Source organism: Arthrobacter sp. NPDC089319 (assembly GCF_040684925.1).
Classification (GTDB): domain Bacteria; phylum Actinomycetota; class Actinomycetes; order Actinomycetales; family Micrococcaceae; genus Crystallibacter.
Genome location: NZ_JBFBGZ010000006.1, coordinates 33,798 through 48,270, shown reverse-complemented (window position 1 = coordinate 48,270; position 14,473 = coordinate 33,798). Strand labels below are relative to the sequence as shown.

The 14,473-nt window shown below is 62.8% G+C and carries 14 protein-coding genes; 4 read left to right on the top strand and 10 right to left on the bottom strand.

Annotated features, from left to right (window positions below; translation table 11 throughout):
* Nucleotides 1–192 precede the first annotated feature (192 nt).
* Both AB0N75_RS10285 and AB0N75_RS10280 read left to right on the top strand, forming a co-directional pair.
* A complete protein-coding gene (locus AB0N75_RS10285) occupies nucleotides 193–924 on the top strand; it encodes a hypothetical protein (RefSeq protein ID WP_364648911.1) in 732 nt (243 codons plus the stop codon).
* 68 nt (nucleotides 925–992) lie between these two features.
* On the top strand, nucleotides 993–1,661 hold the full coding sequence (locus AB0N75_RS10280) for a hypothetical protein (RefSeq protein ID WP_364648908.1): 669 nt from the start codon (nucleotides 993–995) through the stop codon (nucleotides 1,659–1,661).
* Nucleotides 1,662–2,317: 656 nt separating this feature from the next.
* Here AB0N75_RS10280 and AB0N75_RS10275 read toward each other — a convergent pair.
* Nucleotides 2,318–5,263 carry a hypothetical protein gene (locus AB0N75_RS10275; protein ID WP_364648905.1) on the bottom strand — a complete coding sequence of 982 codons (2,946 nt, stop codon included), beginning with the start codon at nucleotides 5,261–5,263 and terminating at the stop codon, nucleotides 2,318–2,320.
* A gap of 280 nt (nucleotides 5,264–5,543) precedes the next feature.
* Nucleotides 5,544–6,911 (bottom strand): replicative DNA helicase, encoded by a 1,368-nt coding sequence (dnaB, locus tag AB0N75_RS10270; RefSeq protein WP_353917371.1) that lies wholly within the window; start codon nucleotides 6,909–6,911, stop codon nucleotides 5,544–5,546.
* Nucleotides 6,912–7,399: 488 nt separating this feature from the next.
* Between dnaB and AB0N75_RS10265 the strand changes: the two genes are divergently transcribed.
* Nucleotides 7,400–8,110: a hypothetical protein gene (locus tag AB0N75_RS10265; RefSeq protein ID WP_364648902.1), complete on the top strand. Its 711-nt coding sequence runs from the start codon at nucleotides 7,400–7,402 to the stop codon at nucleotides 8,108–8,110.
* A 66-nt stretch (nucleotides 8,111–8,176) separates the two neighbouring features.
* On the top strand, nucleotides 8,177–8,608 hold the full coding sequence (locus AB0N75_RS10260; protein ID WP_364648899.1) for a DUF1801 domain-containing protein: 432 nt from the start codon (nucleotides 8,177–8,179) through the stop codon (nucleotides 8,606–8,608).
* A 69-nt stretch (nucleotides 8,609–8,677) separates the two neighbouring features.
* Here the strand turns inward: AB0N75_RS10260 and AB0N75_RS10255 are convergent, their stop codons facing one another.
* The 8 genes from AB0N75_RS10255 to AB0N75_RS10220 form a co-directional block, all read right to left on the bottom strand.
* Nucleotides 8,678–9,517 (bottom strand): PhzF family phenazine biosynthesis protein, encoded by an 840-nt coding sequence (locus AB0N75_RS10255; protein WP_364648896.1) that lies wholly within the window; start codon nucleotides 9,515–9,517, stop codon nucleotides 8,678–8,680.
* 87 nt (nucleotides 9,518–9,604) lie between these two features.
* Complete coding sequence (rplI, locus tag AB0N75_RS10250) at nucleotides 9,605–10,054, bottom strand: 50S ribosomal protein L9 (protein ID WP_364648893.1); 450 nt, start codon at nucleotides 10,052–10,054, stop codon at nucleotides 9,605–9,607.
* 27 nt (nucleotides 10,055–10,081) lie between these two features.
* A complete protein-coding gene (gene rpsR / locus AB0N75_RS10245; protein WP_136787674.1) occupies nucleotides 10,082–10,321 on the bottom strand; it encodes a 30S ribosomal protein S18 in 240 nt (79 codons plus the stop codon).
* Between the two features lie 59 nt (nucleotides 10,322–10,380).
* Nucleotides 10,381–10,959: a single-stranded DNA-binding protein gene (locus AB0N75_RS10240; RefSeq protein ID WP_364648890.1), complete on the bottom strand. Its 579-nt coding sequence runs from the start codon at nucleotides 10,957–10,959 to the stop codon at nucleotides 10,381–10,383.
* Nucleotides 10,960–11,054: 95 nt separating this feature from the next.
* The gene (rpsF, locus tag AB0N75_RS10235) at nucleotides 11,055–11,360 is read right to left on the bottom strand and encodes a 30S ribosomal protein S6 (protein ID WP_127514040.1); all 306 of its coding nucleotides are present in this window, start codon (nucleotides 11,358–11,360) and stop codon (nucleotides 11,055–11,057) included.
* Between the two features lie 261 nt (nucleotides 11,361–11,621).
* Nucleotides 11,622–12,341: a response regulator transcription factor gene (locus tag AB0N75_RS10230; protein ID WP_364648886.1), complete on the bottom strand. Its 720-nt coding sequence runs from the start codon at nucleotides 12,339–12,341 to the stop codon at nucleotides 11,622–11,624.
* Nucleotides 12,334–13,602: a sensor histidine kinase gene (locus AB0N75_RS10225; RefSeq protein WP_364648883.1), complete on the bottom strand. Its 1,269-nt coding sequence runs from the start codon at nucleotides 13,600–13,602 to the stop codon at nucleotides 12,334–12,336. Before AB0N75_RS10225 ends, AB0N75_RS10230 begins: the two co-directional genes overlap by 8 nt.
* 21 nt (nucleotides 13,603–13,623) lie before the next feature.
* On the bottom strand, nucleotides 13,624–14,472 hold the full coding sequence (locus tag AB0N75_RS10220; protein ID WP_364648880.1) for an ABC transporter permease: 849 nt from the start codon (nucleotides 14,470–14,472) through the stop codon (nucleotides 13,624–13,626).
* Nucleotide 14,473 lies beyond the last annotated feature (1 nt).

Below are 14,473 nucleotides of genomic sequence, written 5' to 3'. Positions count from 1 at the left end.
GCCTGAGTTACTAGGCATCTGGAAAGCATCAGCCGCAACGCTCAATAAATGTCAAATTGGAATGTGGTTGCTGTAGCCTTCCACGTCCTGTGCAAAGGCGCTGGTAAAACCGCCGCTTCCAGCAGGCCCAGCCCCGGCCGGACTAAGAATAGCGGAGTCAGGGATAATCGCATTTCTTGAGATCATGTCACCATGCGATCTACTTCCGACCCGCTGAGGCTCATCCGTGAACACTTGGCGTTGCTTGCCTCTTTGGCGCTGGTGAGTGTAGCCGCGCTACGGATCTTCTACTTTTCAAATCTGGACATTGCCACAGCATTAGCCATCATTAGGGTTGTCAATTATCCCGCGGTGCTGCTGGCTTCCTTGACGACTGTCCTTGCCCTGGCCCTACCGATTGCGGTGTTCTCCCCTGCCGGCAATTGGATCATGGCTGGTAACGGCCGAACAGCATCGCATGAGGAACGCTGGCGCACGGCGCTAATTTGGAGTCCGACGACGCCTCTTTTCACTGGTGGCTTCACTCCATCAGTCCTCGCTGCCCTGATCTTGTTGACTGGGTACTTGATCGTGGATGCTCGAAGGTCAGCGATGTTTAGGGACGTCAAGTACAAGAGGGTAAGAGCCGCGGGAAAGTTTTTCTTGCACTTGATTCCGACTGTGATCGTCCTTATCGTCCTGATGCCTCTTCTCTTTAGACCATGGGTGCCACTGGAGTCACTGGAAAGCAAGGAAGACGTTGAAGGATTAGTGGGATATGTCATGGGAGAGGAGGCTGGACAGCTCCTCGTCATCGACCGCGAAAAGCGCCCATCCTGGATTCACTCGAACGACATCCAGACACGTACCATCTGCGCGGAAGAATATTCCTGGTGGAACCAACCGCTCTTCTGGGATCAGGCAAAGCCTGTCAAATGCGCTTAGGGCCGATGTCAGAGACCTGTTCCGTGTGACTTCGGTGAATTGGCAGAGAGGGGCCGTAGAGTAAATCCATGGAGGCATTGCCGGGGGAACCGGGAACTAGGTCCTTTGCCATTTCAGAGGCACTGGTCACAGGTGCGATGGGCGCCGCGCTTGGCCCCGCTGCGGCCATGGTCAGCGCTGGTTTCTTCAGTTTCTGGAATGCAGCCGCTATGGAACGGTGGGCGCAATACGTTGATAGTCGCCTCGCCAAGATGGAGAGGGCTCTCGATCCCCACGACCATCAAGCGATGGCCATATTCAACAAGCTAACGTTCGCGGCGCTGCAGACATCCCGTCATGACAAGTGGGCACTCTTGGTCGATGCACTGGCCTACTCCGGAAGCACCGCCCCCAATCCTGACTACGTACAAGAGATGTTTGCTGACTACGTCATCAAATACACCCCACAGCACGTCAAACTACTTTATCTAGCCGCCTCCCCAAACGAATGGCTCAAAGCTTATGGCGAAGGCGTATCAGCCGGCGACGACCTCCGTGATGTAGTACGTTCCCACGTATTCGCCATGACCGATGACTTTGAACTCATGAGCGACTCGGTGTGGGCTGACCTTTATGCCGATGGCATGCTCGTGAATAGACCAGGTGGGGCTGGCACGATTGAGGAAGTTTTTCAGAATGGCTGGATGGCAACAGAGAAGGGGCGCCGCTTCCTGCGACACCTAGGCCGCGAGGCCTAGAATCAAACTCAAGATGATTGCTTCAGACGGCCCTGACCCGGGTCACCTAGGGATCGCCGGAGTGGCGCCGAAGCAGGGTCGACATGGCAGGCTTTCGTCCCTCCGGCGTCTGCCGAACCGGATACGCGGCGGGCAGCCACATGGAAGCAGAGCGCAAGCCCAGCTGGGAGAAGTTTAAAGCTCCTCGGTCATGCTCGTGAGAGATATTTTCGGTGTAGGCCGGGGTGTCGACCATATTGATGCTCTGCATAACTTGCTGGTGTTTGCGCGGAATGAGCCGCTACTCTTCGGCTCTGGGCCTCGAGCATGTCCACGAAAGAAACACATTCGGTGGTTGACCCTCTCGACGAACAGTCCCTGATCGAGGATGAATTACAAGACGTAAAGGACATATCTATCGCTCTACCTGCCTTGACGTCTCAGAAGAGACCGAAAGTAAATAGCCAAAGACGATCAGCGATATCGTAGTCGGTACAACAGTGCAACAGGCGTCTTTTGCGAGGGGCCAGTTCTCGCAGTCGAAGGGTGGGAGACGAAAAGTTGCCGTCATTGTTCCCGGCGGGTCAAAAGCGACTACTTTTACGGTGCGCGCCCGGAAGTCCTGCGGGGAATACAGCGGCTGAAGGCGCCGCACGCATCTGACTCTGTAGGCTGTCTCATGAACTTTCGGGGAACAGAGGAGCATGTGGAACGTCGTCGGACCAGTAATTGAAGCGTTTGCCGAGAACACGTGTGAAGGCCTTTGGTTCCAAGCGTCTGAACCTCACCTCCAAGCCCCATCCCCGTGCAGTCGCAACCGCGGCATTCGCGAGGTGGAACCACATCTGATCAATCGTGAACGCCTCATCCGGCGTCACAGAATCGCTGGATTGTTCCTCGGCGTACATGAGCGCCCGGAACCGCTCCACATCGGCCGCGCTGATACTCGTCGTCATGTTGATGCCACTTTCAACTGCTCTCTTGTTGACGACGATGTTCGCGACTGCAGTAAGCAGGTGCCAGTCTTGCCACCCTTCTTTGCGCAGATCCTCGACTACACGCTTGAAGGCCTCGCTCGATGCAAGCCTTCTCAGCGTAAGTCGGACGGGCGCATGTAGGGTTTCGTATCTGGAGGTTATAGCTTGCAGCGCCTCGGCACGGTCATAGCCTGGAGCGGGCTGTTCGAACTCCTGCTCTGCAAGGTCCGGTGCAGGGTCAGGAAGGCATGGTAGCTCCGGGGCCAAATACGTGTCGTCGAGACGGCGCAAGTCATCGAAGAAACCCTCTTTGTGCACGTCGGCGAGCTCGTCGTACGGTAAGACGCAGTTCAGCATGTGGGGCAGTCCGCGCTCGAATGTCCGCTCCATCGATTCCACAAAGGCGGCCTGGCTGAGCAGGGACTGTGTTGCGATTACTTGCATGGCGGCCGTCGTCACTTCAAGCTGACCTGCGTCCAGATCGAGAAGCCCGCCTCGGGTGAGTGTGACTAGATGGGCTTTGCCGCCATGCTCGGCCTGCTCAACGAACAGTTCGTCTCGCGGTACCGGGTCGCTGGAGACATCGACTTGGATCGTGATGGATCCGGGCACGAGGAGCAGGTCCTCGCTAGCCAAGTCGCCAAGCGCGATCTGGGTTGCTGCAACGAATCTCTCGGCCGCCAGAACATGCCTTCGATCATTCTGGGTCTCCACGGTCCAAACGTTGCCAAGGGTGCTCCACGTATAGCGGCGTGTGGGGCCTGCATCAGAGAATGGCCGTCCCAGTCCCCCCTTATCCGCCATGGTGGCGCTCTCTACTTCGTCCGCGTGCTCCGTCGAGTCGACGCTCTCGACAATCGTGTCGGTTATGCGATTCAAATCGGTCGACTCGAGGACTGGCTCAATAAGGTAGAGGAAGGCAGGACGAAGGGCACGCGCAGCGCGAAGAATGAAGCACTGGTCGATGAGCATGTCGTGGAAGTATGGGTAGCGCTCGAAGCTCCAGGGATCGCCGGCCAGCGCTCCTTGCGCCCAGACTCCGATCCTGAATGTCTGGGTCGCGGTCAGCCACTGCCCCGCCAGGTGCTCGCAGGTCGCGGCGACCATGAAGCTGCGAGCCACCAGGACCGCGAGTTCGGGGTCCCCGTTTGTTTGAGCGACGCTTGCAGCGCTCAGTGCATACTGCTTGGCGGCGAGGGGGAGCCGCAGCTCGTAGTAGATTCGGGCGGCCAAAAGCATCATGAGGGCAGCGCCTTCTGCTGACTCGCCGTGCAGCCAGTCCATTTTCGCCCCATGAACCTCTCGTAAGGCATGGACCGGCTGCTTGGCCTGGAGGAGCGCGAGAGCACGGGATTGTGCCCGGTGTCCCGCTGCCGCCAAGCCGGCGCGCTCGAGTGTTGCGTTGTCCAGCGCCTGCCGCACCCGCGAGTAATCGCGGTGGTGGACCAGGAGCGGCGCGGCCATGTCAAACATCGTCGTGACCTCTTCAATCGGGACGAGCGGCGTCGACGGCAAGAGGTCTGCAAGCGCGACCAAAAAGTTCATGCCCTTGTCGAGGTTGCGGACCTCACCATCAGCAGGGGCAGACGGCATTGGGAGCCCGTTTCGCTTTTTTTGACGAAGGGACAGATGTATCTCAGCTACGTCTGGGGCGGTCTCGGGGTCCAGATCGCACATCTCTTTCGCCGTGAGACTCGCGGGGCCGTGGGCGAGGATGGCGGCAGCGCACAGCAGGTGCGCACGCACGTTAGGCCCACCGGCGTTGGCAAGCATCCGGTCGATCGTCTGCTCAAGGTTGTCGAGCCAGGTGCGCGACTCCTCGAGGGTGATCTGCGTCAGACGCCGGGGCTGCATGGCTTCGACGAGCCTTAGGAGAGTTATTGAGTCCACGACAACGCCAGGGTCTGGCTCTTCTATCTGTTGCCGACCGAACAGATCGCGAAGTATCGAATCGACCGGTAGGAGTGTATTCATACCGAAGGCTGTGGCAATGATGAGCTCATACTCAATCCGGTTCAGGAGTGCGGGATTTCCGCTCGCGGAAGCTCGTAACCGGTGCCCAGCAGCAAGCCATTCCGGTAGGTCGGCACGGGCCTCGATATTGAGCGCAGAGAAGCGAAGACCTTCTCGCAAGTCCACCAGTTCACCGACTGTCCCGGTGAGATCACCTTCCGCTCTCCAATTGGCCCGGTCCTCGGCGTACCAGTCCGGCAGAGCGGCTTCTGTCTCGGGCCGTTCGGGAGCGAGCGCTGACGGGACGTGGAGGTAGGCTATCGCCAAGTAGAAAAGATCGTTCGTGGCGAGCTCATCTGCTATCGCTTGCGCGTCCCAAATGTCGAGTGCTACCGCATATGTCTCTCTCGCATGCTTTTGAATTTTGTGGCGCTTCGACGTGGCCACAGGAGCGACAGTGAAGTAGATTACCCTGTCCACTGGCGCGCTGTCCGCGCAGATCTTGGCCAGGTCCTTACGGATCTTCGATGGAATTTCCGTGCGTTGCGTCGTCACGGCGAGCACAACGTTCTCGTCCGTTGCCAGTGCGGTGAAGAGGGATGTCCCAGGCAGCTCCGAAGCGACGATGCTCCAATAGCTTTCGCCGTCTCGACCGTCGTCACCGCCGGCCGCGACCGGCCCCGTGGCCGGCATGACGTTGCTGGCAATCCTGCGGCGTGTCAGACCTAAGCAGAGCTGTTCGAAAGGGTGATGGGCGTTTGACTCACACAAACTCTCAAGGTGGAACCGAATCTGCGTCGCGAGCTGGGTGGGTGTTTCCAATGATCGAGACCTCCACGAGACGGGCTAAGAGCGCAAAGTTTTCCGAGGTGCATTGCCGTTCAACCCCGATCCGGCCCTCCCGCGCCCTGCTTTGGTGAGAGGCTGCTAATGTTCGCGCGGAATTGCTAATGATGGACCGGAATCGACACTACTAGCCGTGTTCGACCGCCATGTTGGCGAAGCGGGAGTAGTGGCCTTGGAAACCCACCACGATGGTCTTGGTCGGGCCGTTACGGTGCTTGGCCACGATGACGTCGGCTTCACCGGCGCGCGGGGATTCCTTGTCGTAGATGTCCTCGCGGTGAAGCAGGATGACCATGTCCGCGTCCTGCTCGATCGAGCCGGATTCACGCAGGTCCGAGACCATCGGCTTCTTGTCGGTACGCTGCTCAGAGCCACGGTTCAGCTGCGACAGCGCGATCACCGGGACTTCGAGTTCCTTGGCCAGCAGCTTGAGCGCACGGGAGAACTCGGAGACTTCCTGCTGGCGCGACTCGACGCGCTTGCCGGAGGACATCAGCTGGAGGTAGTCCAGCACCACCAGCTTCAGGTCATGGCGCTGCTTGAGCCGCCGGCACTTGGCACGGATCTCCATCAGCGACATGTTCGGGCTGTCATCGATAAACAGCGGGGCGTCATTCATCCGGCCCATGGTGGTGGCGATTTTGCCCCACTGCTCATCCTTGATGGTTCCCTTGCGCAGGTCCTGCAGCCCGATGGTGGCTTCCGCGGAGAGGAGGCGCATGGCGATCTCGTTCCGGCCCATTTCCAGCGAGAAGAAGACCGTGGTCATGTTGTTCTTGATGGCTGCCGAACGGGCAAAATCCAGGGCGAAGGTGGATTTGCCGACTGCGGGGCGTGCGGCGATGACGATCATCTGGCCGCCGTGCAGGCCCTGGGTGAGTTCGTCGAGTTCATAGAATCCGGTGGGGACACCGGTCATGCCTTCGCCGCGGTGGCCAGCGGACTCGATTTCATCGACGGTGCCTTCGATGATGTCCTTCAACGGGACATAGTCCTCGGCGGTGCGCCGTTCTGCGACCTTGTAAATCTCCGCCTGCGCCTCATTGACGATCGCGTCGACTTCGCCGTCGTGAGAGTAGCCCAGCTGGACGATCTTGGTGCCGGCGTCGACGAGGCGGCGGAGCACTGCGCGTTCGCGGACGATCTCCGCATAGAAGCCCGCGTTGGCAGCTGTAGGCACGGACTGGATCAGCGTGTGCAGGTAAGCCGGTCCGCCAATGCGGGAGATTTCGCCCCGTTTGGTCAACAGGTCGGAAACGGTGACGGCGTCAGCCGGTTCGCCGCGGCCGTACAGGTCGATGATGGCTTCGTAGATGCTCTCGTGGGCAGGGCGGTAGAAGTCCACGCCCCGGAGCACCTCGACACAGTCGGCGATGGCATCCTTGGAAAGCATCATGCCGCCCAGCACCGACTGCTCGGCCACGAGGTCCTGCGGCGGCGTGCGTCCGAATTCGGAATCCCGACCAGTTGCCGAATCCGCGTGCGCTAACGACACCGCTGCCTGCTTTCTTTGTTCCTCGAACGGGTATCGAATCCCTTCTAGTCCAGAACTATCAAGCGGTTCGGACATTCGTTCGAACTGCCGGAAGGGCGCGCTGGACTACAGCCCGGGCGTGGACTTCAGAGTGGGATACTCCGCAACGGTAACCCCCTTCCCCGCTTCCACCAAGCGACTTATCCACCACCCCTGTGGATAAAATGTGGATACGTAGGCGTGTCTTGTGCACAGGCTGTGCGTAGAGCTGTGGATATTAAACTTAACTCCCCAGTAACATGCTTCTGACCTGCGCAAACGTTATCCGCGGACTGTGGATTAAAAGAAATTGGTCGTTGATTTTCTCCGGTTTTTCCCTGTTGACAGAACGGAAAATGCAGCGTAGGCAAAAGTTATCCACTGGTTATCCACAATGTGAATTACACCGGTGTCATACGCCGGAGGCCCGGCCGGGAAGCCGCTTCCAGTGCGGGACGTAGGATTCAAGTATGGAATTTGTGGTGCCGCTGCTGATCGTCGTACTGGTCATCGCGATCGGACTGGTCATCATGCGTCTCGCGGCGAGGAACAAGCCCGGCGCCGCCCGAGTGCGCAGGTCGCCGGGCCAATCCACACCGGCCACGACCAGGGAAGCTGCTGCCGAAGCCAGCGCCCGGCTGAACCAGCAGCAACACACAGCGATCTATGCGCTCATCGCGCAAGGGCAGGCACTCGCCGCCATCCGCGAGTATCGGAATGCCACCGGAGCCGGACTCCGCGAGGCCGCCGGCGCCGTCGCGCAGATGTCGGCGCACCCGCAGCCTTACAAGGCCTCCCCCGACGAGGCCCCTACAGGCCGCCCCGAGGACAAGGCGCTGCGGGAGCCAGCGCCGGAGCAGCCGCGGGAGGACACGGAACCCCAACAGGCGGCCCCCGCACAGGCACCGGCCCCGGCAGAGGAGGCTCAGCCGCAGGAGCCCACCCCAGCCCCGCGGACAGCCCCCAGGGGATACCGCTACCGGGCCATCGTGTCCAAAGGCGACACCATCAGGGAGATCGCCAGCACGCGCCTGAACGACGACGTGTTTGACCGGATCCGCACCGCGGCCCTCGGTGGCGACCGGGAAGACGCCGTGCGCTTGCTCCTGGACCATTCGGAAGCAACCGAGGCTGACGCGCGCGAGTTTGTGGATCTGATTGGACCGGAAGAAGAGTCCTGACCACAGGGACGGGGACGCTGTGGCGGATGCTGGCAACCCCTCCGGCTTTCTGCGACACTTCAACCCATGGCCGAGAACAAAACCGCACCGACCGACGTTCCCGTCGAGGAGTTCCTCGCATCAGTGGAACATCCGGTCCGGCGGCAGGACGGCGAAACCGTCGTGGAGTTGATGCGGGAAATCACCGGCCAGGAACCGGTCATGTGGGGGCCGTCGATCATCGGCTTCGGCAGCTACCACTACAAGTACGCAAGCGGACACGAAGGTGACGCTGCTGCCGTCGGCTTCTCCCCCCGGAAGGGCAACCTGGCCCTCTACGGACTGACCTACGCGCCGGAGTCCGCGCCGCTGCTGGAACGTCTGGGCAAGCACAAGACCAGTGTCGCCTGCCTGTACGTCAACAAGCTGGCGGACATCGACCTTGACGTGCTCAGGGAGTTGATTGAGCTCGGCTACCGCACCATCACGACGGCGGATCCGGAAACCTTCCAGAGCTAGCCTGGCGCAGGATAGCTCCCTGTTGGCCGACGCCGGTCTGCACCGGCCAACTGGCCGCCCGGGCCGGTCTTAGAGGTCGACGGTGCCGGTGATCAACGTCTGCACGTCCCCGCCGATCCAGATCTCGTCGCCGTCCGCATCAACATACAGCCGGGCGTCCCGGCCCAGCGCCGTTCCCTGCCGGACCGTGTAGCTGGCCGGAGCCGCGTCTTCGCCGATCAGCCACTGGGCCAGCGCGGCGTTCAGGCTGCCGGTGGCCGGGTCTTCCGCCGGCAGCTCTTCGAAGCCCATCAGTCCGCGGACCTCGAAGTCCATCCCGGTCCCGCCGGAGTGGGCGCCGACCAGGCCGACGCCGAAGGGTGACAGCGCCGCATAGTCCGGCACCACGTCCAGGACGGCTTGTGCGTCCCGGAGCTGCAGGGCCTGCCACTGCGGGCCGTTATCGGCCCACTGGTGGCCCAGCACGTCGCCGCGGTCCAGCCCCAGGGCCGCGCAGATCTTGGCCACATTCTCCTCCGGCAACGGCCCGGACCGGCGCCGCGGCGGGGCAGCAAAAGCCAGCCGTCCGCCGTCGTTCTTCACCTTCACCAGGCCTGCGGCGCATTCTTGGATGATCACGCCGTCGGCTTGCGGCAGCCCGCCGTCGGCGAGCCAGACCGCGGCCGTACCGAGGGTCGGGTGTCCGGCGAAGGGCAGTTCACCGCTGGGCGTGAAGATCCTGACCCGGTAGTCGGCTTCCGGGCTGTCCGGCGGCAACAAGAAGGTGGTCTCGGACAGGTTGGTCCAGTTGGCGAAGCGCTGCATCTGCTCGCCATCCAGGGTCTCGGCCGCCGAGACCACGGCCAGCGGATTGCCCGTGCACGGTCCGGTAGCGAAGACGTCCACCTGGCTGAACTGATGTGTGCTCATGGGTTACAGCGTACCGGTGCTAATACGCGTTTAAATGCAGCATGCCGGGCCCGCAACGGACCCGGCATGCTGCTTAATCTGAGGCGGTTAGCCTGCAACGACCTTCAGGTCGATGACTGCGGAGACCTCTTCGTGCAGACGCACGGTCGCCTGGTAGTTGCCCACCGACTTGATGCGCTCGGTCAGTTCGACCTTGCGCTTGTCGATGGCACCGAGGCCGGCGGCCTCGACGGCGGAAGCAACGTCGGCCTGCTTGACCGTGCCGAACAGACGGCCCGATTCCCCGGCCTTGACGGTCAGGGTGACCGGCTTGCCGGACAGCTTGGCTGCGAGCTGCTGTGCGTCTTCCAGGGATGCGATCTCGCGAGCGGCACGGGCAGCCTTGATGGACTGCACCTGCTTCTCGCCGCCCTTGGTCCAGGTCAGGGCGAAGCCGCGGGGCAGAAGGTAGTTACGGGCGTAACCGTTCTTTACCTCGACGACGTCGCCAGCAGTGCCGAGACCGGTCACTTCGTGGGTCAGAATGAGCTTTGCCATGTCAGTACTCTCTCCTCTTCGCTTCGCTTAGCCGCGGCCAGCGCCGGAGTAGGGCAGCAGGGCAACTTCGCGGGCATTCTTGATAGCCAGTGCGATCTTGCGCTGCTCCTGCACGGTGACACCAGTCACGCGGCGGGCGCGGATCTTTCCGCGGTCAGAGATGAACTTGCGCAGCAAAGCTACGTCCTTGTAGTCGATGACGGTGACGTCAGCGGCCTTCAAGGGGTTGGACTTTGGTTTGGGCTTACGAATTTCAGCCTTAGCCATCGTGGAGCTCCTTTTTCTCGTGGAGCCCGTGGATCTTTTCCACGGGATGGGGTTTGTTGTTAGAAGGGGGGTTCGTTGGAATCCGGACCGTTGCCCCAGCCGCCGGAGTTGCCGCCGGCCGGTGCTCCCCACGGATCATCCTGGGGTGCGGGCTGCTGGCCGGACTGCTGTCCGCCCCAACCGCCCTGGTTCTGGTTTCCGCCGAAGCCGCCGCCGCCAAAGCCACCTTGGCCGCCTTGACCGCCGCCGAAGCCGCCCTGCCCGCCGCCGGAGCGCTGGGTACGGGTGACCTTGGCAGAGGCGTAGCGCAGCGAGGGGCCGATCTCGTCGACCTCAAGCTCCATGACGGTACGCTTTTCGCCTTCTTTGGTTTCGTACGAACGGGACTTCAGCCGGCCCTGGACGATCACGCGCATGCCCTTAGTCAGGGTCTCTGCGACGTTCTCGGCAGCTTCGCGCCACACCGACGCGCGGAGGAACAGGGTTTCCCCGTCCTTCCACTCGTTGGACTGGCGGTCGAAGGTCCGCGGCGTGGATGCAACGGTGAAGTTCGCTACCGCGGACCCGGACGGAGTGAACCGCAGCTCGGGATCGTTGGTGAGATTACCGACGAGCGTGATAACGGTTTCGCCTGCCATGTTGCCTCCTGATGTCCTAGTCCCGCTTGCCTAGTGGTGCGCGGGATTGTCTTCGTCAATGCCGGTCCCGGAAAGGACGCGGCGATCACAGCTGATTACTCAGCGGAGATCTTCTGCTCCTCCGGGCGGGTGATCTTGGTGCGCAGGATGGTCTCGTTCAGACCAAGCTGGCGGTCAAGCTCAGCAGCAGTGGCGGGAGTGGCGGTGAAGTTGACCACCGCGTAGATGCCTTCGGACTTCTTCTTGATGTCGTAGGCGAGCCGGCGGCGTCCCCAGATGTCCACCTTGTCGATGGTTCCACCATCGTTGCGGACAACGTTGAGGAACTTGTCGAGCGAGGACTCTACGGTACGCTCTTCGACCTCGGGGTCGATGATTACCATCAGTTCATAAGCACGCATTGTGAACCCACCTCCTTCGGGCTAAGCGGTCACGGTCTTTCCGTAACAGGAGGTTCTGTTGCGTTGCCTGCCTGCCACCGCACAGCGATACTCAGAGTGTTTTGGCTATTGTCACAAGGATTACCGGCTGGTGCTGACAGCACAGACTTATCAATGCTACCGGACAGCGGACCGGGCGCGTAAATCCGCGCAGCCGACCCGTCCTCCACAGCCCCCGGGCTCCTGCCGAGAAACCGGCCAGTGCCCAGGAACCTGCCCGCCTCAGTAATCCAGCCCCTGGCTGGGCACCACCAGGCCGGTCTCGTACGCGTAGACCACGGCCTGCACCCGGTCGCGCAGGTGCAGCTTGGCGAGGATCCGCCGCACGTGCGTCTTCACGGTCGCCTCCGAGAGGAAGAACCGGTGCGCGATTTCAGCGTTGGACAGGCCCTCCGCAATGGTTTCCAGCACTTCGAGTTCCCGCGGCGTCAGGTCATCCAGCAACGGGTCGCGCTGCGGCGGGGCCGCGGGACTGCCGGTCGGGGCGAGGCCGCGAACATACGTCTCCAGCAGGCGCGCCGTCACCCGCGGCGCCACCACGGCGTCGCCGGAGGAGACCAGCCGCACCGCCTGGACAAGTTCTGCCGGGGCCACGTCTTTCAGCAGGAAGGCGCTGGCTCCGGCCTGCAGCCCGGCGAAGGCGTACTCGTCCAGATCGAAGGTGGTCAGGATGATCACCCGGGCCGGCAGCCCGGCGGTGACAATCTGCCGGGTCGCCTCGATCCCGTCCAGCACCGGCATCCGCACGTCCATCAGCACCACGTCCGGCACCAGCTGCCGCGTCAACTCCAGCGCCTCGGCGCCGTCGGACGCCTCCCCCACCACTGCGACGTCGTCCTCGCCTTCGAGGATGAGCTTGAAGCCCATCCGCAGCAGCGGCTGGTCGTCCACCAGCAGGACCCTCACCGGCCCCGCCGGGATGCTTTCGGTGCTCTCAGACACTCTTGTCTTCCTCTCCGGGCCAATAAAGGGTTGCTTCCACCATCCAACCACCGCCGGATCGTGGGCCGCTGGCAACGCGGCCGCCGTAGATGGCGGCCCGCTCGCGCATACCGACGAGGCCTTGGCCGGCACCGAGCGAATCCGGCGTGCCAACCTGCCGGCCGTCGTCCGACACCGTGATGTGCACGGCGTCGCCGTCGCGGATCAACGCCACGTCCACCCGGGACACTCCCTTGGCGTAGCGCAGCACGTTGGTCAGCGACTCCTGCACAATCCGGAACACGGTCAGCCGGAAATTCTGGTCGTCCGGCAGCGGCGGCCCGGCCATCACCGTGCGCAGCGGCAGGCCCGCCGCGCGGAAGCCGTCCAGCAGCCCGGTCAGCTGATCGCCGGACGGGGCCGGCGCCAGCGGGGCCGCTTCCACGCCGTTCTCGGTGCGCAGCACGCCCAGCACCCGGCGCATGTCCGCCAGCGCCGTGCGGCCCGTCGCCGAGAGCTGGTCCAGGACCTGGCCGGCGCGCTCCGGATCCTTGCGGACCACGACGGCGGCGCCGTCCGAGAGCGCGATCATCACCGAGAGCGAGTGCGCCACCACGTCATGCATCTCCCGCGCAATGCGGGTGCGTTCGTTCGCCGACGCCAGCTTGGTGTTGTCCGCCGCCCAGCGCTGCAGTTCGGCGTCGTGCATCCGGTCCCTGCGCACGGTGACGCCAATCCCCGCGGCGATGACGTTCGCCAGGACCAGGACCAGCCCGGTGATCAGGCCGACAAATGCCGGGACCTCCCCGCTGGCGATCTGCTTGGCGATCTCCGGCGGCATCCGGACCGCCATGACCACCATCATCGGCACGACGGCGAGCACCGCCGCCCCGATGGCGCGCACCGCGGGCTGGGTGGTTGCCACCGTGTAGACGGCGAACCACATGGCGAAGGAGCCGCTGCCGGTGCTGGTCAGCAGCACAATCAGCATGTCCACCACCGCAATGGCCGCCAGCACCAGCAGCGGGTAACGGCGGCGCCACACCAGCGCCGCGCCGCCAGCCAACAGGAGCACCAGCGGCGACCACTCGCCGTCGGCCGCGGTCATCACGGCATTCGGCAGCCCGAACAGCAGATGGATGCCGATCAGCACCCAGTCCATCGCCACCGGGTGGGTATGGAAATAGCGCCGGATGGGGCCCCGGCGCTTGGAAGAAATTTCGGTGAAGGAGACGGCGGCCGTTCGTTCCGCCGCCTCCCTCACCGAAGGCTTGTCAGTCATGCATCGAGCCTAGCTGCGCGCTTAGACGTCCCGGGCCTTGGTGGTCACCGCCGCGCCGGCCAGCAGCACCGCGGCCCAGGCCGCCATGACCAGGCCGCCCTGCCACTGGGTCAGGTCGCCGTCGGCGGTTTCCAGCATCACCATTTGCCGACCCGCGTTGGAGGGCAGGTAGGGCATGACGCCGTCCTGAACCCAGTCGAAGGGGATGATCTGGGCGACGATCGGCAGCACCAGCAGCAGCACCACCAGGGAGACGATCCCGCCGGCGCTGTTGCGCAGCAGGGAGCCGAGGGCCAGGCCCATCAGCGCCACCACGGCCAGGTACACGCCGGAGAGCAGCATGGACTGGACCAGGTGGTCCACGTCCAGCCCGAATTCCCTGCCGTAATTGGCCAGGATCGGCTGCAGCAGGAAGTATGTGATAAAGCTGGAGAGAATTCCGACGGCGGCGGCCACCACTGCGACGACGAGGGCCTTGGCGAACAGCGGCGACAGCCGCGACGGCACCGCCGTCATGGTGGAGCGGATCATGCCTGTGGAGCATTCGGAGGCGATCAGCAGCACGCCGAGCGAGCCGATGATCAGCTGGCCGAAGTCAAGGCCGCCGCTGGTCATCAGGTACAGGATGGAGGAGTCCATGCCCGCCGCGGCCGGGTCCTGGCCGGCGGCTTCCATCTGCTCCATGCCGGTGGCAATGCCCCAGCCGCCGAGCAGGCCGATGCCCACCATCACCAGGATGGTAGTGGCCAGCAGCACCCAGGTGGAACGCAGGGTGGTGAACTTGATCCACTCGCTGTTCAGCGTCCGGGGAAAGCTCACGCCCGGGCCGGCGACGCGCCTGGCTTGCGGAGTCAGGGTTGCAGCGCTCATG